The sequence below is a fragment of the Mycolicibacterium sp. lyk4-40-TYG-92 genome, assembly GCF_030209435.1.
Taxonomy (GTDB): Bacteria; Actinomycetota; Actinomycetes; order Mycobacteriales; family Mycobacteriaceae; genus Mycobacterium.
In genome coordinates this window covers 108,207-128,353 of record NZ_JARVRX010000005.1, presented here as the reverse complement: position 1 = coordinate 128,353, position 20,147 = coordinate 108,207, and the positions used below count along the sequence as shown (strand labels likewise).

15 protein-coding genes are annotated in these 20,147 nt (G+C 65.0%); 6 read left to right on the top strand and 9 right to left on the bottom strand.

Annotation, left to right across the window (positions count from 1 at the left end):
* Window positions 1–26 precede the first annotated feature (26 nt).
* From QRN63_RS11350 to QRN63_RS11330, 5 genes are read right to left on the bottom strand one after another with little or no spacing between them, the layout of a single operon-like run.
* Window positions 27–1,013: an FAD binding domain-containing protein gene (locus tag QRN63_RS11350; protein ID WP_285030897.1), complete on the bottom strand. Its 987-nt coding sequence runs from the start codon at window positions 1,011–1,013 to the stop codon at window positions 27–29.
* The gene (locus QRN63_RS11345; protein ID WP_267317889.1) at window positions 1,010–1,561 is read right to left on the bottom strand and encodes a (2Fe-2S)-binding protein; all 552 of its coding nucleotides are present in this window, start codon (window positions 1,559–1,561) and stop codon (window positions 1,010–1,012) included. The genes QRN63_RS11350 and QRN63_RS11345 overlap by 4 nt, the downstream gene beginning before the upstream one ends.
* A gap of 12 nt (window positions 1,562–1,573) precedes the next feature.
* On the bottom strand, window positions 1,574–3,865 hold the full coding sequence (locus tag QRN63_RS11340; RefSeq protein WP_285030831.1) for a xanthine dehydrogenase family protein molybdopterin-binding subunit: 2,292 nt from the start codon (window positions 3,863–3,865) through the stop codon (window positions 1,574–1,576).
* Window positions 3,862–5,037, bottom strand: a complete 1,176-nt coding sequence (locus tag QRN63_RS11335) for an FAD binding domain-containing protein (RefSeq protein WP_267317887.1) — start codon at window positions 5,035–5,037, stop codon at window positions 3,862–3,864. Before QRN63_RS11335 ends, QRN63_RS11340 begins: the two co-directional genes overlap by 4 nt.
* The gene (locus QRN63_RS11330) at window positions 5,034–6,041 is read right to left on the bottom strand and encodes an amidohydrolase family protein (protein WP_267317886.1); all 1,008 of its coding nucleotides are present in this window, start codon (window positions 6,039–6,041) and stop codon (window positions 5,034–5,036) included. The genes QRN63_RS11335 and QRN63_RS11330 overlap by 4 nt, the downstream gene beginning before the upstream one ends.
* A gap of 217 nt (window positions 6,042–6,258) precedes the next feature.
* Between QRN63_RS11330 and QRN63_RS11325 the strand changes: the two genes are divergently transcribed.
* Together QRN63_RS11325 and QRN63_RS11320 are read left to right on the top strand one after the other, a co-directional pair.
* Complete coding sequence (locus QRN63_RS11325; RefSeq protein ID WP_285030830.1) at window positions 6,259–7,191, top strand: glyoxalase; 933 nt, start codon at window positions 6,259–6,261, stop codon at window positions 7,189–7,191.
* An 18-nt stretch (window positions 7,192–7,209) separates the two neighbouring features.
* Window positions 7,210–8,805 (top strand): MFS transporter, encoded by a 1,596-nt coding sequence (locus QRN63_RS11320; RefSeq protein WP_285030829.1) that lies wholly within the window; start codon window positions 7,210–7,212, stop codon window positions 8,803–8,805.
* A 21-nt stretch (window positions 8,806–8,826) separates the two neighbouring features.
* On the opposite strand, the gene QRN63_RS11315 is transcribed toward QRN63_RS11320, so the two are convergent.
* Entirely contained in the window at window positions 8,827–9,684 is an 858-nt protein-coding gene (locus QRN63_RS11315) for an NmrA/HSCARG family protein (RefSeq protein ID WP_285030828.1), read from the bottom strand.
* 303 nt (window positions 9,685–9,987) lie between these two features.
* Between QRN63_RS11315 and QRN63_RS11310 the strand changes: the two genes are divergently transcribed.
* The 3 genes from QRN63_RS11310 (at window position 9,988) to QRN63_RS11300 (ending at window position 14,812) form a co-directional block, all read left to right on the top strand.
* Complete coding sequence (locus QRN63_RS11310; protein WP_285030827.1) at window positions 9,988–10,935, top strand: alpha/beta hydrolase; 948 nt, start codon at window positions 9,988–9,990, stop codon at window positions 10,933–10,935.
* A gap of 43 nt (window positions 10,936–10,978) precedes the next feature.
* Window positions 10,979–13,774 carry a helix-turn-helix transcriptional regulator gene (locus tag QRN63_RS11305; RefSeq protein ID WP_285030826.1) on the top strand — a complete coding sequence of 932 codons (2,796 nt, stop codon included), beginning with the start codon at window positions 10,979–10,981 and terminating at the stop codon, window positions 13,772–13,774.
* 213 nt (window positions 13,775–13,987) lie between these two features.
* Window positions 13,988–14,812, top strand: coding sequence for an alpha/beta fold hydrolase (locus QRN63_RS11300; RefSeq protein ID WP_285030825.1), 825 nt, complete (start codon window positions 13,988–13,990; stop codon window positions 14,810–14,812).
* 54 nt (window positions 14,813–14,866) lie between these two features.
* On the opposite strand, the gene QRN63_RS11295 is transcribed toward QRN63_RS11300, so the two are convergent.
* Together QRN63_RS11295 and QRN63_RS11290 are read right to left on the bottom strand one after the other, a co-directional pair.
* Entirely contained in the window at window positions 14,867–16,810 is a 1,944-nt protein-coding gene (locus tag QRN63_RS11295; RefSeq protein WP_285030823.1) for a thiamine pyrophosphate-dependent enzyme, read from the bottom strand.
* Window positions 16,807–18,432 carry a glutamate synthase-related protein gene (locus tag QRN63_RS11290; RefSeq protein ID WP_285030821.1) on the bottom strand — a complete coding sequence of 542 codons (1,626 nt, stop codon included), beginning with the start codon at window positions 18,430–18,432 and terminating at the stop codon, window positions 16,807–16,809. Before QRN63_RS11290 ends, QRN63_RS11295 begins: the two co-directional genes overlap by 4 nt.
* 197 nt (window positions 18,433–18,629) lie before the next feature.
* Between QRN63_RS11290 and QRN63_RS11285 the strand changes: the two genes are divergently transcribed.
* Complete coding sequence (locus QRN63_RS11285) at window positions 18,630–19,637, top strand: XdhC family protein (protein WP_267317879.1); 1,008 nt, start codon at window positions 18,630–18,632, stop codon at window positions 19,635–19,637.
* Window positions 19,638–19,686: 49 nt separating this feature from the next.
* Here QRN63_RS11285 and QRN63_RS11280 read toward each other — a convergent pair whose 3' ends face one another.
* Window positions 19,687–20,142, bottom strand: coding sequence for a peroxiredoxin (locus QRN63_RS11280; RefSeq protein ID WP_064859553.1), 456 nt, complete (start codon window positions 20,140–20,142; stop codon window positions 19,687–19,689).
* Window positions 20,143–20,147 lie beyond the last annotated feature (5 nt).

Here is a 20,147-nt window from a genome sequence, read left to right as displayed (position 1 = left end):
GCACGTTGTCTCGCGGCTGATGGCGGCTATTGTCGTGCAGCGGCCTTCTGAAGTGTCCGCACAACACCGTGCTTGCCCAGCTCGATCTTGAACGCGTTCTGGCTCAGCGCGACGGCACCGGCCATGGCCGCTTCGGCGGCGCGGCCGAACGTCGTGATGTCGGCAACGTTGCCGACCAACGCGGCTTCGGCGTCGGGGGACCGCCAAGGTCTGGCGGCAACGCCGCCCAGGGCGACGGCGGCCGACGTGATGATGCCGTCGTCGATGGCCATGCCGACCGCCACAGAGACGAGAGCGAACGCGTAACTGTGGCGGTCGCGCACCTTGAGGTACCAACTGTGGAACGCATATTCGGAGGGCGGGAGCTCGACACCGACGATCAGCTCGCCCGGTAACAGTGCATTGTCCTGCTCGGGGTGATCTCCGGGGAGCCGGAAGAACTCCGACACCGCAATGCTGCGGGCGCCTTCGCGCGACCGTATGTGCACGACGGCGTCGAGGATCGCGAGTGCCACTGCCATGTCCGACGGATGCACCGCGACACACGAGCGGCTCGCGCCGAATAGTGCGTGCTCGCGGTTGAATCCGTCGAGCGCCGCGCACCCGGACCCGGGCCGGCGTTTGTTGCATGCCGGGAACGTGACATCCATGAAGTACGGACAGCGGGTGCGCTGCATGAGGTTGCCGCCGGCGGTGGCCATGTTCCGCAGCTGCGTCGTCGCACCGGACAGGATTGCGTGTGACAGCACGGGATACCGGGTGCGGACCAGGTGATGGTTGGCGATCGCGCTGTTGGTCACGCCGGAGCCGATCAGGATGCCGCCGTTGTCGGTGGCAGTGATCTCGTCCAAGCCCAGCCCGCCGACATCGACCAACGACGACGGCTGTGTGACACCGAGTTTCATCAGATCGAGCAAGTTTGTGCCGCCCGCGTAATAGCTGCCGCCGGTCGCGTCCGCGATCGTAAGAGCGTCGTCGACGTCGCGTGCGCGATGGAAGTCGAATGCCTTCATCGGCCACACTCGGGCAGGCACGACGCGATCGCATCCACGATGTTGGGATAGGCACCGCAACGGCAGATGTTGCCCGCCATCCGTTCGCGAATCTCGTCGGCAGACAGGGCTTCCGGGCCCTTGGCAAGATCGGTGTACGGCCCCTCGAAGGATGCGGCGGACAGGTCGCCGCGGGAGTGCTCGCCGAGAAGCGCGTGCGCGGAGCTGATCTGGCCGGGAGTGCAGTAGCCGCATTGGAATCCGTCGTGGTCGACGAATGCCTGTTGCAGTGGATGGAGCCGCTCGCCGTCGGCGATGCCCTCGATGGTGAGGACGGTGGCGCCGTCGATCGACACGGCGAGTGTCAGGCAGCTCACCACCCGTCGGCCGTTGACACTGACCGTGCAGGCGCCGCAGAGGCCGTGGTCGCAGCCCTTCTTTGTTCCGGTGAGCTGCAGCCGTTCGCGCAGCAGGTCGAGCAACGTCGAGCGGACGTCGGTTTGAACCGTGACCGGAGCACCGTTGATCGACAGCTCGACGGTGTGTTCTGGTGGGTTGCAAGCTGTCATGGATGTCGAGTCCTAGCGAGAATCGGTGAAGGGGGACAACAGGTTTTCGACGGTGATGGGCAAGTCACGCAGCCGGCGCCCGGTGGCGTGATACACGGCATTCGCGATCGCGGCGGGCACCCCGCAGATGCCGATCTCACCGATGCCGCGAGCGCCGAATGCGGTCAGGTGGCGGTCGGCGCCATCGATGAAGGTGACGTCGAAAGCTGGGACGTCGGCGTGGGTGGGCAGGTAGTACTCGCCCAAGGCATGACCGGTTCCGGGGTCGTAGGGCACCTGCTCCATGAGCGCCATGCCAAGACCAAAGGTGATGCCGCCCATCACTTGACTGCGCGCGAGCTTCGGGTTGATGACACGCCCGCAGTCCATCACCGCGACCCACCGCGTCACCGCTGCTCGGCCGATTTGTTCGTCCACCTCCACCTCGCAGAAGTGGGCACCGAACGATTGCGACACCGGACCGTCTTCTGGCGCACCTCCACTGCCGCTGGTGAAGGTCAGCCGGTCGAGCAGCGCGCTGTCGGCTGCCGCCAGCAGGGCGGCGACAGCGGTGACGGGCCGTGCCGGTTGGGTGCTGACGATCTCGCCGTTGCGGATGTCCACCGAGGACAGGTCACATCCGTCATACGGCGAGCTCTGGTCGGCGACGACGTGTTCGAGCACCCGCCGCTTCCATTCGGCGGCGGCCTCGAACACCGCCGACCCGACTGCGGCGGTGGTCTGCGATGCGCCGCTGTAAGGCGCGGTGGGGAAGTCCGAGTCGCCGGAGAAGAAGTTGACCTGCGACAGTCGCAAGCCGGCGGCGTCCGCTGCGATCTGGGTCATGGCGGTCCGAACACCGGTACCGACTTCATGTGTGGCTGAGGAGAATTCGATGATGCCGTCGAGTCTGGTGTGTACATGACAACCGGCCGGCATCCGGCGCCCCGGATAGGTGGCGGTGGCCATGCCCCAACCGACGAGCACGCCGTCGCGCCGCAACGAGCGGGGTTGGTTCGGCCGCTGCTCCCAGCCGAAACGATCGGATCCTCGCCGGTAGCACTCGATGAGATGCTCGTCGGACCAGGGTCTGCCGCTGGCCTGGTCTTCGTCGGCGTAATTGGTGATCCGCAGATCCAGCGGATCGACGTGTAGTGCGTGGGCGAGTTCGTCCATGGCGACTTCGAGGGCGAACAGTCCGGGGGCTTCACCTGGACCACGCATGAAGCACGGTGTGGGCCGATTCACCCGGGCCACGGTGTGCGACACCACCATTCGCGGGGACTGATAGAGGAACCGTGTCGACAACCCGGCCGGCTCGCAGAAGTGGGCGACGGTGGACGTTTCGGTGAGGGTGTGGTGCTCGATGCTGGTCAGCCGCGCCTGTGCGTCGGCGACCAGACTCAGGTGCTGTTCGGTGTGGGGACGATGTCCGGTCGAGGTGAACATCTGGTCGCGGCTGACGACCAACTTGACCGCCCGCCCCGTCATTCGTGCCGCGACGGCGCATAGAGCGACGTGCATCCACATGAAACTCTTCGAGCCGAACGCGCCTCCGACCAGTGGAGCGACGATTCGGATGTTGTCGACCGTGATGCCCAGATAGGTTGCCAGCGTTTGTCGTTCACCGGCGATCCACCGGGTGCTGTCGTACACGGTCAGGTGATCGCCGTCCCAACTGGCAATCGTAGAAGCCAGCTCGATGGGGTAGTGGGCGTTCTCCGGCGTGGTGAAGCGGGACGAGATTTTCGTTCCCTCGACCGGTTCGTCGGCGGGACCACGGTGGTCTTGGAGTTTCTCTTCCGGCAGTTTCACGAAATGATCGGGCTGGTACACCCCGCCGCGCACAATCCGATCGTCGCCGTGGCTCCGGTCTTCCGACCGGTCGAGCACCTCACGGGCTGTCAGCAGGGCGGGCAGCTCGTCATAGGTCAGGTCCATCAACGACGCGGCGAACTGCGCATTCTCCAAGGTGTCGGCGACGACCAGGGCAAGATGCTGGCCGCGGTGCTGGACCGTCAGATCTGACAGCGGTGGTCGTCGTTCCAACGGCAGGTCCCAGGTGAGCACCTCGGGAAGCACTTGCAGGGACGGGCAATTCAGCGGCGACAATACGCGCACCACCCCTGGTGCGGCCTCGGCGCGGGAGGTGGCGGCCACCAGCGAGTCATGAGTGACGCGGCCGTGCGAAATATCCGACTGCACCAGAACCGCATGCTGCACATCGGGCAGCGCGGTGTCGGCTGCGTAGCGTGCTCGGCCGGTCACCTTGTCGTCGCCCTCGACCCGGTTGACGGGCCGCCCGATCGCTGCGTCGGCTGTCATCGGACGGCTCGGTCCCATATCGGGGCGCTATCAGTGGTGCCGAGCCGCGATACGACCGCGCGGGTGATGCCGACGGCTGCGATGTCCTGCAGGACTCGTAATCGGTAGTTCTCCCATTGGCGTAGGGCCGGTTCCGGCAGTGGGTTCTGCGTCGTGCGGGTGCTCAGGGCCTGTGCCAACGATGAGGCGTCGCCGATCGATTTCGACGTGCCCGACGCGGTATGCGGCCGCACAGTGCCGGCGGCATCACCGATCACAAAAACCGGCCCGCGGCGGAGGCGGCCACTGGGTAGGTCCATCACCGGCTGCAGAAACGGGGCGGAGCGGCCGAGGAGCTCGGCGAACAACGGCGGCAATTCGGTCTCGGCCAATGCCTGCAGGGTGGCCGTACTGGCGGTAGATACGTCGTCGGCCGGCAGGAAGTACGCGTATCGCCGCCCGGACCGTCCAGTCATGATGTCGCCGAAGGCTTCTGGTGACGCATTGACATACCATACCCAGTTGACACGCCGTAGGCCTGGCTCGGTCTCCCCGGCGGGACCAGGCACCAGGTAGCACAAGAATTGCACCCCGTTGGCGCTGAACAGAGTGAAGCGGTCAGTCAATTCACGGGTCAGGTCAGGTGGGAGGTCGCTCTCCCGTTCTAGTCCACGCCAGGCCACGTATCCGCTGTAGCTGGGCTGCTCGGGCTGAACGAATTGCCGCACAGTAGAACCGATCCCATCCGCTCCGATCACGATGTCCCAGTCGGAGGTGGTGCCGTCCGCAAAGGTCAGGACGGCGCTGTGGTCGCTCGCGGTCACGGTCGTTATTCCGAGGCCCTGCCGATAGTCGACGCCGCGCAGCGCGCCCCGAAAGGTGCGGTAGAGCGTGTCCCACGCGGTCATCGTCTGTGGCTGGGTGAACACCCGCGGCGGACTGTGTCGATGCAGGAGTTGGCGGTCCACGATCGGCACTGTCACCGCCTCGGGCGCAATATGCGACATCGAGAGCAGCGCTTCGATTTCCGGTTGCATGACGATGCCCGCACCGCGTCCCTCGAGCCGTCCCGCTGTCTGTTCGAAAACGGTGATATCCGCGGTGGTGAGACGCCTCAGCTCCAGAGCGGCAGCCAGCCCGGCCAAGGAGCCGCCGACGATCGCCACGGTCCAACGTTCGCGATCGGCGCTCATAGGCGGAGGATCCGTTCCGCGTTTCCCGAGGCCAGCTTGGCCAGCTCCGCGACCGGAATCGGCAGTCGGCGAAGGAATTCCGCTCCGGAGGAAGGAGACCTGTAGGGGTAGTCCACCGAGTACATGATGTTGTCGGCACCCATGACGTCGCGTGCGCACATGAAGGGTGGTGCCGTGAAATAGCCGCTCGTGGTGATGGTGAAGTGGTCCAGGAAATAGTCGCTGACGGGGCGTTCGAGTCCCGTCACCGACGTGGGCAAACCGTCCTGGGCGCGCAGCAGGGAGTACGGCAAGTGTTCGCCGAGGTGCCCGATGATCAGGCGCACCTTCGGGAACCGGTCGAGCACGCCACCGAGAATGATGCGCAGACAATGTAATCCGAGTTCCGCATGCCAGGTGTACGCGGCGGTGGCCAGGAAGTACGCGCTGCGCTCGGGCAGGCCGGCGGTATAGATGTCCCGCACAGCGCGAGGCGGTGGCGACGGGTGTATGTACAGCGGCACGTCCAGTTCCGAGGCAGCCTCGAAGATGGGGGTATAACGCGCATCGTCGAGAAAACTGCCGCCTGTGGTGCCGTCGAGAAAGCCACCGACACAGCCCAATTCGCGTACCCCACGGCGCAGCTCCTCAGCGGCCTGATCAGGCTGTCGGAGAGCCAGGCTCGCAAACATGCGCAACCGGCCCGGATGTCTGAGGGTCGCGGCGTGTGCTGTGTCGTTGGCATCCCGGACCAGTGCGGTGGCATCGGCCGGGGCCAGTCGGTGCTGACCGCCGGCGGCCAGGGAGAGCACCTGAACATCGACGCCGCCGGCGTCCATGGCAGCGATTCGGGCGTCATCGAGGTCGAGCAGGGCCGCTCGCAGCGTCGCAGATTGCGCGGCGGCCGGCATGAATTGGTCAGTGGCCGCAAGGTAGTCCGCAGTGGAGTAGTGCTCCTCGAGCGTGACCACCCGAACATCGACGCCATCGGCACTCGCCGGTGACGGATACACCGTGATCGTCATACCACCTCCTGGACGTCGCCGATGCCACGGTTCCAGCGCAGCACCGCTGAGTCATCAGTCAGTTGACTGTCGTTCTTGTGATGAACAGCAGCGGACCGGTTTCGCTCAGTCATCAAACTGATGAATGGGGCAGCAGCGTCGGCTATACAGAAGGGACAACCACGCAAGTGACGTACCCCGCACAGAATCCTCGATTGAACCCGATCCGAAGGTGACGATGACAGCCGATCCTCAACATCGTTCCGCCGTCGCACGTCTGGCCGTAGCTGCGTTGGCCGTTGTAGTGGTGGCGTCCTGCGCGGGTGGTCAGGCGCCTGCTCCGACGGCGGCCGGCCCCGCCGCCGGAGTCAGCCAAGCGGTGGGTGCGCAGTACGACTCTGTGCATGTCTACGTTGTGCCGGGCCAGCTCGACGCCTTTGTGCGCAGTTGGCTGGCCACTTTCGGCGGATCTGCGAAGCCACAGGCTGTCGTTACCGTCACCCCCACGCCCAGCCAGACGAAATCGCAGCTGATCTTGTCTTCGGTCGGCACCATCTCGGCGTTCGAGTTCACCACCGGGGTGCCGTACCCGTTTGGCTCCGAACGCACGGGTTGGTTGTTGCGGGACTTCGACGCCGGTGTTCAAGAGGCCCGCGACGCCGGTGCTGCCGTCGTCGTCGAGCCGTTTCCCGATCCGATCGGCCGCGACACCGTCATCGAGTTCCCCGGTGGAGTGAATGCCCAACTGTACTGGCACACAACGGCACCCAGCTATCCGCCGTTGGCCTCGGTGCCTGACAACCGGATCTATCTGCCGGCGGCGAGAGTGGATCAGTTCCTGAAAAGCTATCTGCAGTTCACTCACGGTCGCATCGACACCGATGCCGCGACCGCCGACGGGGTCCTGATCGGCAAGCCAGGCACCACCTTTCGCCGAATTCGCCTCACCTCACCGTTCGGTGACACGATCATCGCCGTGACCGACGGCCAATTGCCATATCCGTATGGCCGAGAACTCGCGGGGTATCGCGTCGCTGATGTTTCTGCCGTCATCGCGAAGGCGGTGGCCGTCGGCGCGAGTGTGCTCGGTGCACCCGTGCGCTCCGGCAGTACCACTTCGGCAATGCTGCAGTGGCCGGGTGGTTACATCGCTGAACTGCATGCCGACTGATCGGCTAGCGTCTCACCAATGGCGGCTGGTACAGAGGCTGATTCACGGTCGACGGCATGGGCGCCGCTGCGCAACCAGGTCTACCGCAATCTGTTCATCGCGCAACTGGCATCCAACATCGGCAGTTGGATGCAGACGGTCGGTGCGCAATGGTTCCTGGTCGCCGCTCACACCAGCCCGACGATGGTTGCACTGGTCCAGACGGCCAGCCTGACACCGACGTTGATACTCGCCCTGCCGGCGGGAGCGCTGGCCGACATCTTCGACCGACGACGTTTGTTGATTGTCACCACCGCGTACACGATGGTCGCCGCGGCAGCGCTCACCGCCTTGACCGTGACCGGCGTACTCACGCCGGTGCTACTGCTGGTGCTGACCTTTGCCATGGGATGCGGAGCAGCACTGTCGTCTCCGCCCTGGCAGGCGATCCAGCCTGAACTGGTTCCACGAGAACAGATTCGGTCAGCATCCGCGCTCGGTAGCGTGACGGTCAATGCCGCTCGGGCCATTGGCCCGGCCATAGCGGGGCTCGTGGTCGCGGCCGCCGGACCCGCTGCCGTGTTCGCGCTGAACACCGTCTCTTTCGCCGGGGTGATCATCGCGCTGGTGCTCTGGCGACGTGCACCGAGCGGTGGCACCGGCCCCCGCGAACCGTTCTGGCATTCGTTCGTATCCGGCGCCCGGTACGTCAAATCAGCCCCCATCGTGCGCCGAATACTGTTACGCGCTGGGCTTTTTGCCTTTCCGGCATCGGCCTTGTGGGCGCTGCTGCCGCTGGCCTCGGCGCTGCACTGGCACCAGGGTGCAGCGGGCTACGGTCTGGTGTTGGCCTGTCTTGGAGCGGGTGCCGTGGCCGGGGTGCCCGTAGTGCCAGTATTGCGAAAGTGGCTGCCGGACAATGCATTGTTGGCCGTGTCGGCGCTGCTCTACGCGGCCGGCATGCTGGCTTGTGCGGGCCTCCCGTTCGCTTTCGCCGTGATTCCGTTGATGCTGTCGGGGACCGCCTGGCTCATGACGTTGACCACCCTGAATACCGCCGCACAGCTGTCGTTGGCACCTTGGGCACGGTCCCGTGGCCTGGCGGTGTATCTGCTGGTGTTCATGGGAGCGCAGGCGTTCGGCTCAGTGGTGTGGGGCGCTGTCGCGTCGCACGCTGGATTGGCCACGTCGCTTGTGGGCGCCGCTATCTGTCTGGTCATGGTGGCAGCGACGGTGACCATGCTGCCGCTGCACCCCTGCACCGGCAAGCTCGACCGCGAGGTATCCACGGCTTGGCCGGCGCCGCATGTCGTGATGATGCCCGAAGCCGATGGCGGCCCGGTGCTGATCACCACCTCCTACCGCGTCGCAGACGAGGCTTTGGCGGAATTCATCGAAGTGATGCACGACGTCGGTCAGGCACGTCGACGCACGGGTGGACATTCCTGGCGGTTGTATCGCAGCGGCGAACATGCCGAACTTGTCGTCGAACAATTTGTCGTGCCGTCATGGGCTGAATTCCATCATCAGCACACCGTCCGATGGTTGTCCTCGGACCACGACGTCATGACGAGGGCACTGGAGTTGACTGTGGACGGGCGGGCTGACCAACAGGCATTTCTCCGGATCCGGTGATCGTGCCGGCTGGTTGCGCGCTTACCGGCGGCCCGGGCGCGCGGTGAGGTGTTCGGCTACCCAGTCGCTGAACGTCTGCCATCCGATCTCCGGATATCGCCGATGCAGGTCGGCGATATCTGCGCTGTAACCATGCCCGGACAGGAAGCTGAACATGGCCCGCATATCGGCGGAGGCGATTCGGGACGGGTCGTAGGTGATCAGTTCGATCGGGTAACCCAACGCATGCTCAAGGGCGGCGGTCATCTGGCGTGGCGTCGGCGCATCGGAAGCGACGTCGATGCGCAGCCCCGTAAAGCGTTGCGGTTCCTGCAGGATGGTGGCGACGAACCGGCCCAGGTCGCGCCGCGAAAGTTGCTGCAGTGGTGTGGTCTGCGGCAACGGCAACGAGAATCGACCCGACTGGAGATCGTCGATCCCGCCCAGCATGTTGTCGTAGAAGTAGGTCGGACCGACGATCGTGTGGGGCACGCCAGACGCGGCGAGAGCCTCTTCGATCTCGGCCTTGCTGTCGAAATGCGGGATCCCGGTGTGCTGGTCGGCATTGGACACCGAGGAGCAGACCAAATGGGGGACTTGGGCCTTCACTGCGGCGCCGATGATGTGCAAACCTTGGGCCACTTCGATATCGGGGCCCTCTTCGAAAGGCGTGGTGACCGCGAAGACCCCCGTGACGCCGGTGAAGGCGTCGGCGAGGGCTTGTTCGTCGCCGAGGTCGGCCACAGCGATCTCGATGCCCTCTTGCGAGAGTTTCTGCGCGCGAGGCGATTGGGGGTTGCGTGCGATGGCGCGCACTCGTAGGCCACGCTCGACGAGGGCGCCGGCGACGGCACCGCCCGTCGCCCCGGTGGCGCCGATTACTGCGAATGTCTCGGCCATCTTGTCCTCCTGGCTCACGCTGACTGTCGTCTCATCTCGACTCCGGCGGCATCGGGCAAGACAATCTACTCTGGTTGTGGCGTACGACGGTCGACTACGTCAACGCTCGTCGATAGTTCGGTGCCATGGTGCTGCTCCTGTCCCGGGCGGTCTCGGACGCTTGCACCGCTGAGTCTGCGCGACGGACGTGCGCCCGTCATCAGTTGGGTGACTGGTTCGTCTCGATCGCCGGCTCGTGCCGAAGCGGGGCAGCGTAGAGTCCTCGGCACGCAACGAGGCCGCCGCATCGGTTGGGAGGATGTCGTGAGTCGAGACGTGGTGCTGGATCCAACGATCGCGCGTCTGGTCGCGTCGATGGCCACCCCTCCTACGCTCGGGCAACTGGGATCGCAGGACGGCCGGCTGGCGCTGCGGGAAGCGCAGCGAACCGTCATCGAGCAGCCCGGGACAGTGGCTCGGTTTCACACCGCGCCGGTGGGTCCTTCTGGGCTGGTGGGGTTTTGGTTGGTGCGGCCGGAAAACGAGCACGATGTGCTGCCTGCGGTGTTCTACGTGCATGGCGGTCGATTCATGTTCGGCGATGCGGACACTCACGGGCGTGTTGTCGGGGCCATCGCCGCGCGCTGTCGCGCCGCCGTCGTGGTTCCTGAGTACAGCCGCGCACCGGAAGCGCGATACCCGGTAGCGCTGGAGGAGTGTTATGCCGCACTGCTGTGGGTTCGTGACAATGCGGAGTCCTTCGGTGTCGATGCGAAAGCGATTGCGCTGGCTGGCGATTGTGCAGGTGCGACAATCGCGGCGGCGGTCAGCATGGTGTGTAAGTCCCGCGGCGGCCCGCGACTTCGTGCACAGCTCCTGTACTACCCGCCAACTGATGCGCGGTGTGAGTACCCGTCCCACAACGCATATGCGGAGGGCTATCTGCTGACCAGCGATGAGCAGGCCTGGTATTGGGACCAGTACTGCGACGGTGATGTTGACTGCCCGACGGTGTCTCCGGTTCGCGCACCGGCCGCAGATCTCAGCGGGTTGCCGCCGACAATGATAATCACTGCCGAGGCCGATGTGGTGCGTGATGAGGGCGAAGCATTTGGCGAACTGCTGCGTGCAGCGGGGGTTCCGGTGACCTGCACCCGTTATCTGGGCACGGTCCACGATTTCGTCGTGCTCAGTCAGCTCAGTGACACACCGTCTGCTCGGGCCGCGCTCGACCAGGGCGTGAGATTCCTCGACGAAGTGATACACCGATGAGAAGGTGCCGCCTGATTGTGCTGCGTAGGAAGCGGTTTTCGGCGTGACACTGGCACATTCGCGGTCACCCATCGTCGGGCGCGGTCGGCTGATTGGTCTCATCACCGAGGTGGCCTCTGGTGTCGCGGCCGCGCCTCAGGCAGTGATTCTGGTGGGCGAACCGGGTATCGGTAAGTCGACGCTGCTGCGCCACGCAGTGGCAACGCTGCAGCCGCAGCGCGCGGCAGTGCTCTTTGCCGGGGGTTCCGAGCCGGACCATGTGCGGCCCTTCACCGCGTTGACCGAGTTGATCTGGCCCATCGCCGAGCGAATTGATGAGTTGCCGGCACCACTGCGAGATGCCTTGCACGACACCGTCAATGGCGGCCCCGGCGCTGAGTGGCATGGACCGGCGCTGATTCAGCAGGCGGTGCTGGCTCTGTTTGCGGTCGTCGCTGCCGATAGGCCGCTGGTGATCGTGCTCGATGATTTCGACCGATTCGAACCGGACTCCCGCCAGGTGCTCACTTATGCGATCGGCCGGGTTCCGCACCTTGCGGTTCGGTTGCTGATTAGCGCACGGCGGGTGGACCAGCTCAATGGTCTCGACCGTTCCTTCCGGGTGGTCGAAGTTGCGCCTCTGACCGATGCCGCGGCCGCGGAACTGATCGAGACCCAGACGCTGGCGCCCGACGCGAGCGTCCGCGGTGAGATCATCCGCTGGTCCGGCGGTAATCCACTGGCCCTGATCGAATCCGCCCGGTTCTACGGCAAAACAGGTTCGGTCAGGTTCCGGGGTAACCACATGGTCGGTTCCGGATTCGCTCATGCGTTGTTCGCCGAGCAGCTGTCGGAGCTGCCGCCCGACGCGCGGCGGCTGACCTTGTTCGCCGCCGCAGGGGCTGGCTACGAGACCATCGACACCATTACGGCAGCGGCAGGTTTCGGTGCGGACTTGTGGCGGTGGCAGCCCGCCATGGAGCGGTCACTGGTGAGCGTCACCGAGGACCGACGGGTGCAGTTCAGTCACGCCTTGCTGCGCAGTGTGGCCTACAGCGAAGGGGATCTGGCTGATCGCCGCACTGCCCATATTGCGCTGGCTGCCTCCCCGCAATTAGATGTGGCTTGCCGCGCTTGGCATCTCGCGGCTGCGGCCGCCGGTCCCGACGAGACCGTGGCATCCCTGCTGGAGCAGGGCTCGGAGCGTTCGCGGCAGCGCGGTGGCTACCTCGAGGTGGCAAGGGCTCTGCAGCGGGCCGCTGAATTGAGCCCCGGTGCCGGTGATGCGGCGCGGCGATTCACGTTGGCCTCGGTGGCGGCCAACTTCGGCGGTGACCCGTCCTGGGCGCTGTCGCTGAATGCCAGTGCCGTCCAGCGTTCGGAGGACCCGGAGATCGTCGGCCATGCTGCACTGACTCGTGCCTCGGTACTGCTGCAATCAGCGCGCCCGGCGGAGGCGGCCGAAGTGGTTCGCAGTGCGCTCGACGGTGCGCCGCCGTCCAACCCCCGACTGCGGCTGGCACTGATGTATACCGGCGCGTCGTCGGCCTACTACTCCGGGGAATTGGCGCACCGGAGCCGTCTTGCCCGCTGGCTGCAGGACTCTGCTCTAGATGTATTGGGGGAGAGCGCAATTCCGACGCCCTTCCCCGCTGAGGCCGGTCCTGTGCAACGGGCGTACATCGCCATCTACGCGCAGAGTGCGGGCAGTGCCCACGATCGCCCGGCGCCATGGGATCGGCGTTGGCTGCATCCGATGCCCGCTCCCGTCGAACCGTTTCGGCGTCTGGTCGTGGGCGCAATGGCGTACGCCACGGAGGACAGTGCCCTGGCGGTCACCGAATTGCGGGAAGCCGTCGAGCAGCTCAAAGCAGCCGGTGGATTGCGCGGCTTCACTTTCGCCATCGCGCCGCTGGCGTGGGGACTACACGACACCGGGCGGTGGTCAGAACTGCGGGCACTGCTTGCCGAGACCGATACCTTGTGCGGCGTCTACGATCTGGCGTTGCTTCACGCCGAAAGCAATGTCGTGCGTGCTCATCTGTTGTCCTGCTGTGGTGACACCGAAGCGGCGGACGCCGCGATCGAGGCAGCGTCTCGTGTCATCGCTGACAAATCTGGCACCGCAACCCGAGCCGCACTGACGTGGGCCACGGGACGCAACGCGCTGGCCCGCAGCGAGTTCGATTCCGCCTATCAAGCCTTACGGCAGATGTTCGACGCCGATGGCGAGCCGACCCATTTCGTCGTCTCTCATCGCGCCATCGCAGACTTGGCCTGGGCCGGCGCGCGCAGCAGCAACCTGGCAGATGCACGACCTCTGGTGGCTTCGATCGGGCGTCAGCTGGGGTCGAATCCTCCTGTGCGACTGCGGCTTCTGCGGCATCAGGCGCTCGCCCTGACTGCTACCACGCACCTGGCGGAACGGCACTTCCGCCTGGCGATTTTCGATCCAGCCGGTGATCAGTGGCCGATGGAACGCGCACGAGCGCGTCTGCATTACGGCGAATGGCTTCGCCGGGTGCGCCGGCCTGCCGAAGCTCGTACGCAGCTCGCCGCTGGCCTCGAAGTGTTCGAGCGCCTGGGTGCCGCGCCGTATGCGCAGATCGCGCGCGCCGAACTCCGTGCCGCCGGAGTGACGGCGTCAACGGCCGGTGCCGTTTCGGGCTTGGATTCGCTGACGGCGCAAGAGCGGCAGATCGTATCGATGGCTGCCTCCGGGCTGACCAATCCCGAGATCGGCCAACGACTTAATCTGTCGCCACGAACGATCGCGTCCCATCTGTACAACGTTTATCCCAAACTTGGCGTCAGCCGGCGTCACCAACTGCGGGATCTGTTGGGGGACAAGCCTACCTGACGTGGTCGCCGGTAGGCAATGCATCGCGGTCGGGTACGCCCACCGCGGCTGTGCGATCTCAGTCATTGCACTGATGACATGCGACGGGCGTTATCGCAGTATGGCTGGGCAACGTTGGGCCGCGAACATGGCTGGTGGGTAACAGCCCGGTTCAGGTTGACAGGCCTTGCTTTGATCCGGAAATCGATTCGCCCCACTACGTAGAGGACATGCATGCCCACGATACGGACCACCGACGGCGTCGACATCTTTTACAAGGACTGGGGCAGCGGACAGCCTGTTGTCTTCAGCCATGGATGGCCGCTGTCGTCGGACGACTGGGACACCCAGATGCTGTTCTTCCTGCAACATGGCTATCGGGTGATTGCACACGACCGGCGCGGCCACGGGCGCTCAGCTCAGGTCGGCCGTGGTCACGACATGGACCACTACGCGGACGATCTCGCTGCCGTCGTCGAACATCTCGACCTGGTCGACGCGATACACGTCGGGCACTCCACCGGCGGCGGTGAAGTGGTGCGTTACTTGAGCCGTCACGGCCAGGCGCGTGCCGCCAAAGCCGTTCTGATCAGCTCGGTACCGCCGTTGATGGTCAAGACCGAAGGCAACGCAGGTGGCATTCCCAAGGAGGTTTTCGATGACCTGCAGGCGCAGGTCGCGGCCAACAGGTCGGCGATGTACCGCGACTTCGCGTCGGGTCCGTTCTTCGGTTTCAACCGCCCGGGCGTCGAGCCGTCTGAAGCGGTCATCGAGAACTGGTGGCGCCAAGGCATGATGGGCGGAGCCAAAGACCAATACGACGGAATCGTCGCGTTTTCGCAGACCGATTTCACAGACGATCTGAAAAGCACGACCGTACCGGCACTCGTGATGCATGGTGACGACGATCAGGTTGTGCCGTACGAGAATTCGGGTCTGATGTCCGCCAAGCTCCTGCCCAACGGGTCGTTGAAGACGTATTCAGGCTTCCCCCACGGCATGCCGACCACGCAGGCGGCAACCATCAACGCCGACCTGCTGGAGTTCTTCCGGTCGTGAGCCCCAACGCAGTGGTGGTGAGCCGTAGGGCCCGTCACCACTGCAACGGCGGGGTCAGTGACTACCCGGGTCAGTGATGATTTCGACCAGCGCCGGTCCCCGATGGTCCAGCGCCTCGGCGGCGGCCGCGGCCACTTCCGCCGGATCGGTCACGCGACGACCATAGCCACCGCAGCTCCTCGCGTACGCAGCGAAGTCAGGATTCAGCAGTGACGTCTGCCAGACCGCGTATTCGGCCCCGCGCTGCTCTTCGCTGATCTTGGCGAGTTCGCCGTTGTTGAGCAGGATGTGGGTGATGTTCATGTCGTACTTCACCGCCGTCGTGAAATCGGCGAGGTACTGACCGAAGCCGCCGTCGCCGGTGATTGCGACGATCGGACGCTCCGGCGCGGCCGCCCACGCACCCATGGCTGCCGGGAAACCGAACCCGATTGAGCCGAGATACCCGGACATGAGGACCGACTGCTCCCTGGTTTCGAAGTAGCGCCCGAACGAGTATGCGTGATTGCCGACATCGACGGTCAGGACGGCGTTCGCCGGCACCAGGCGGCTGAGTTCCTCGAAAACGGTTGCGGCAGCGACTCGTCCGTCCAGATGTTTGACGGCGCGCCGGGCTTTCTCCGTACGCCAGACGGACCAGCGATCGGCGACCTCCGGGCGTTGGTCGACCAGCGCCGGGTTCGGGCGAAGGCCGTTCAGAACGGCGGCAGCGGTAACTCCGACGTCGCCGAGCACCGGCGCCGTCACCGGACGGAACCGGCCGAGCATCATGGGGTCGGTATCCACCTGGATGATCGGCTTGTACGGCGAGATCCCGGTGTGGTTGGAGAAGGACGCGCCGAACACCAGCAGCAGGTCGGCCTTGTTCATCATCCACGACGCGACGGGTGTGCCCGACCGGCCGAGCACACCGCACGCGAGTGGATGGGTGTCGGAGATCTGTCCCTTGGCTTTGAACGTCGTCAGTACGGGTGCGTTCAAGCGTTCTGCGAGCGCGATCACGGTCGGCATGTCGAACTTCGCTCCGGCGCCCGCGATGACGAGTGGTCTGGCCGATGTGGCGATCAGGTCGAGGGCCGCCTCCAGCGCAGCTGCCGGCGGCGATACCCGGAGGTCGGGCATTCGACCTTGGGGCCCAGAGGCTTTCTGATCCGGGGCTTCGAGAATCTGTACCTCGTCGGGTAGTACGAGGTGACCGACGCCGCGTTCGAGGATCGCGTGTTTGAGGGCCATGGTCATCAGTTCGGCGTGGTCGGAGCCCGAACGCACCATGGCGGAGTACACAGAGACATCGTCGAATGCCGCGAGCAGGTCGATGTCCTGGAAGGCGCCTTTACCGGCGACCGAAGAGTCCACATTGCCCGACAGCGCCAGTACCGGAGCGCGGTCGGATTTGGCGTCGTACAGGCCGGTCAGCAGGTTGGTCGATCCGGGGCCGGCGATACCGAAACATGCGGCGGGCCGACCGGTGAGTTTGCCGTAGGCAGCAGCCGCGAATGCCGCGGCGCCTTCGTGTCGGATGCCGAAATACCGTAGCTTGCCATCGGTTTCGGCTCGGTGCATTGCCTCGGCGAGCCCGAGGTTCGAGTGGCCGACCATGCCGAAAACAGTGTCGACGCCCCAGTTGGTCATGGTCTCCACGAGTACATCGCTCACCGTGCGCGGGTGTGTGGCGGGCGGCGGAGTGCCGACGTACACGCCGTCCGCACGCACCTCCACCGGATACGTCCGCACATTGAAATCGGGGCCGCCCGCGGCCTCACCGGTGAATGGATCGAAGTCGAAACCGTGCCACGAGCAACGGATTTTGTCGTTCTCCAAAGTGCCCTGGCCGAGCGGACCACCCTGATGGGGACACCGGTTGTCGATGGCCCCGTAGTGGCCTGCGAGTTTGGTGAGCGCGACGGTCTTGAGGCCGACGGGGCACATGGCCACCTCGCCGTCGTCGAGTTGATCGGCATCGACTGCCTTGTGCCAGTTGAGTTCCTGATCATTCACAGTGGGGTGGCTCCCGCATAGGGGACTCCGCTGAGGTAGGCGAAGTCGCGATCGAAGGTGACGAGATCGTCGATGTTGAAGTCCGCCAGATTCCGGTGGCCGCAGGCGCGGGCCAGGACGACCATCAGATCGACGGTCGAGCGCAGGAACCGGTTCAGCCGTTCTGCGCCGGCCGGCACCGGCAGCCGCGCGCGCAATCGGGGATCTTGGGTGGCGATACCGGCCGGACAGCTGTTGGTGTTGCAGGCGCGCATGCCGACGCATCCGATGGCTTGCAACGCGGCGTTGGACAGTGCAATGGCGTCCGCGCCCAAAGCCAATGCCTTGACCATGTCGGCCGGGGTCCGGATTCCACCCGTGATGACCAACGTGACCTGGCCGGCTTGTGAGCGGTCGAGGTGCCTACGAGCGCGGGCCAGCGCCGGGATGGTCGGCACGGAGATGTTGTCGCGGAAAATCGTTGGCGCTGCACCGGTTCCACCGCCTCGACCGTCGAGGATGATGTAGTCGACCCCGATCTGCAGGGCGGCATCGATATCGCGCTCGATGTGCTGGGCGCTCATCTTGTACCCCACCGGGATCCCGCCGGAGATTTCGCGCACTTGTGCGGCGCATTCTTCGAAGGGCTGCAAAGACGTCCAGTCCGGGAATCGCGCCGGTGAGACGGCCGCAGTTCCTGGGGGGAGCCCGCGAACATCTGCGATCCGGCCGATCACCTTGTTACCCGGGAGGTGGCCGCCGGTGCCTGTCTTGGCGCCTTGCCCGCCCTTGAAGTGAAACGCCTGCACCTGGCGGATTCGGTCGATGTTCCACCCGAACCTGCCTGATGCGAGTTCGTAAAAATACTTCGAATTCTCTTGTTGTTCTTCGGGAAGCATGCCGCCCTCGCCCGAGCAGATGCCGGTTCCGGCCAGCTCGGCACCGGCGGCCAGTGCGGTTTTGGCTTCCTGCGAGAGCGCGCCGAAGCTCATGTCGCTGACGAACAACGGGATGTCCAGGGTGAGGGGCCGCCGGGCAGCGGGCCCGATCACCGTCTGTGTGTTCACCGGTTCCTCGTCCAGCAGCGGCAGCCGTGCCAGTTGGGCGGTCAGTACCTGGATCGAATCCCACGACGGGAGTTGGTCACGCGGGACGCCCATGGCCGCGGTCGGACCGTGTTCGCTGGTCAGTCCATGCGCAGCCCACTGATGAATCTGCGTGACGAACGGTTCCTCGGCGGTGTTTGCCGGTTTGATCCACTGGCCTTGATATCCATCGTCGCCGTAGGTCGGCGGGTTGGCCCGGGCGTAAGCGTCGACTGCGGCTTGGTCGACGTAGACCGATCCGTCGGAGACCGACGTGGGGAACGTCGCCAGCGTGACGGCGGGATTGACCGGAGCGACCCCCGTCTGGATCTCGTATCGCCAGCCGTGCAGACCGCACACCAGCAGGTCACCCTCGATGCGGCCGTCGGACATCAGGGCACCGCGGTGAGCGCAACGTCCGTACAGCGCGCGGACGTCGTCGCCCTGCCGCACCAGGACCAGGTCCACCCCGGAGACCCGGGCGGTGGTAGGTGTGTTGTCGACCAGGTCCGCGAGCGCTGCGACCCGCACCGCCGTCGTCGTCGAATCAGATGGCATGGGTCTGGGTCATTTCACTCCTGATCCGGTGGAACATCGGGTGGGGCGGACGGTCAGTGTAGTCAGAATTGACTGTTGAACTCTCGGTCATTGGCGGCGCAACGCGCATCAGTCACCTGACTGATGCGTATCGACGCCTGACGTCCAAGGCTGTTGAGCGGTGGAATGTTCCGACCTGGCCGGTGGAGTGGACATCGATGAGAAATAGGGCTGTGCTGCAATGGATTTACGACAGGTACCAGCGCAACATGGATGTTGTCGCCGTCACCGTTCTCGACACCTTTGACCGTTCTCCGTACCCGGCCGGGTCGATGATGGCATTCGATCGGTGCGGCCGGTTCGAAGGCAGTGTGTCGTCGGGCTGTGTCGAGGCGGAGCTCTACGAACGTGCCCGGGCCGTGTTCGACGACCATCCGGAATCATTGGCCGGGGTCAGTTGCCAGATCATCGATTTCGAAGCCGACCTCTCCGACCGCGACCGATTTGCCCCACCGGGGCCATGCCGTGGAACGCTCACAGTCGCCATGAACCCGGTGACGCCACAGCATTTTCCGGAATTGGCGACGTTGATGTCGATGGTGCAGCAGGGCAGGCCCGCCACCACCTTCTTGAATCTGCGCACGGGTCAGACGTCGCTGACGCGGGCCGACGGTGCACCGGTGTGCACTACCCACTACGAAGCGCCGTCGCGCATGCTGATCTTCGGGATCAGCGACATCGCGACAGGGCTTGCGGCCCTGGCCTTGCCCCTGGGCTACGCCGTCACCGTTTGTGATCCCCGGCCCGCGTTCCTGCAAGAGGAACGCCTTCCTGGCGCAGACCTGGTTCGGGACTGGCCGGATCGCTACCTGCGTCAGGAACGAAAAGCGGGGCGTATCAATGCCGATACGGCAATCGTGGACCTGACGCATGACGATCGGTTCTCGATTCCACTGCTCGGCGAGGCACTGGATTCGCGGCGTTGGACCGGCGGCACGCAGCCGACATTCGTCGGAGCCCTGGGATCGCGGACGCGCTCGTCGAACAAGCGTCGCGCCCTACTGCAGCACGGATTGGCGCCCGCCGACGTCAACCGTCTCCAGGCGCCCATCGGGCTGGACCTCGGCGGTCGCGAGGCGCCGCACATCACGTTGTCGATCCTCGCCCAGGTCGTGGCGGCCAACGAAGGGGGAAGCGGCCTGCCTCGCAGTCAGCGAGCCCAGTGATTCGTGCATCGTTCGAAATGGTCATCGTGACGAACGGTGCACATATCGCTCAACGCGCTCGCAGCACCTCGAGTGCTTTATCGGCGTGCGAGTCCATGGAGATCTCGCTGGCGATGACCTCGAGGACCCTGCGGTCGGTGTCGATGACGAACGTGGTCCGCTTGACCGGCATGAGCTTGCCGAGCAGGCCACGTTTCACACCGAACGCCTCGGCCACCGCGCCGGAGGTGTCCGACAGCAGCGGGTAGTCGAAGCTGTGCTTCTCGGCGAACTTGTCCTGCTTCTCCACCGCGTCCATGCTGATCCCGACCCGGGAGGCACCGACCGCGGCGAACTCGGCCGCCAGGTCGCGGAAGTGGCAGGCCTCCATGGTGCAGCCCGGCGTCATGGCAGCGGGGTAGAAGAAGAGCACGATCGGCCCGTCGGCCAGCAGTTCGGAAAGGCTGCGGTTGGTCCCGGTCTGGTCGGGGAGATTGAACTCTGCGACGAGGTCACCACGTTTCATGGTTG

Coding starts and splice junctions, on each gene's coding strand:
- QRN63_RS11350 (WP_285030897.1), bottom strand. CDS start 1,013: ATGAAGGCATTCGACTTCCATCGCGCACGCGACGTCGACGACGCTCTT.
- QRN63_RS11345 (WP_267317889.1), bottom strand. CDS start 1,561: ATGACAGCTTGCAACCCACCAGAACACACCGTCGAGCTGTCGATCAAC.
- QRN63_RS11340 (WP_285030831.1), bottom strand. CDS start 3,865: ATGACAGCCGACGCAGCGATCGGGCGGCCCGTCAACCGGGTCGAGGGC.
- QRN63_RS11335 (WP_267317887.1), bottom strand. CDS start 5,037: ATGAGCGCCGATCGCGAACGTTGGACCGTGGCGATCGTCGGCGGCTCC.
- QRN63_RS11330 (WP_267317886.1), bottom strand. CDS start 6,041: ATGACGATCACGGTGTATCCGTCACCGGCGAGTGCCGATGGCGTCGAT.
- QRN63_RS11325 (WP_285030830.1), top strand. CDS start 6,259: ATGACAGCCGATCCTCAACATCGTTCCGCCGTCGCACGTCTGGCCGTA.
- QRN63_RS11320 (WP_285030829.1), top strand. CDS start 7,210: ATGGCGGCTGGTACAGAGGCTGATTCACGGTCGACGGCATGGGCGCCG.
- QRN63_RS11315 (WP_285030828.1), bottom strand. CDS start 9,684: ATGGCCGAGACATTCGCAGTAATCGGCGCCACCGGGGCGACGGGCGGT.
- QRN63_RS11300 (WP_285030825.1), top strand. CDS start 13,988: ATGCCCACGATACGGACCACCGACGGCGTCGACATCTTTTACAAGGAC.
- QRN63_RS11290 (WP_285030821.1), bottom strand. CDS start 18,432: ATGCCATCTGATTCGACGACGACGGCGGTGCGGGTCGCAGCGCTCGCG.
- QRN63_RS11285 (WP_267317879.1), top strand. CDS start 18,630: ATGAGAAATAGGGCTGTGCTGCAATGGATTTACGACAGGTACCAGCGC.
- QRN63_RS11280 (WP_064859553.1), bottom strand. CDS start 20,142: ATGAAACGTGGTGACCTCGTCGCAGAGTTCAATCTCCCCGACCAGACC.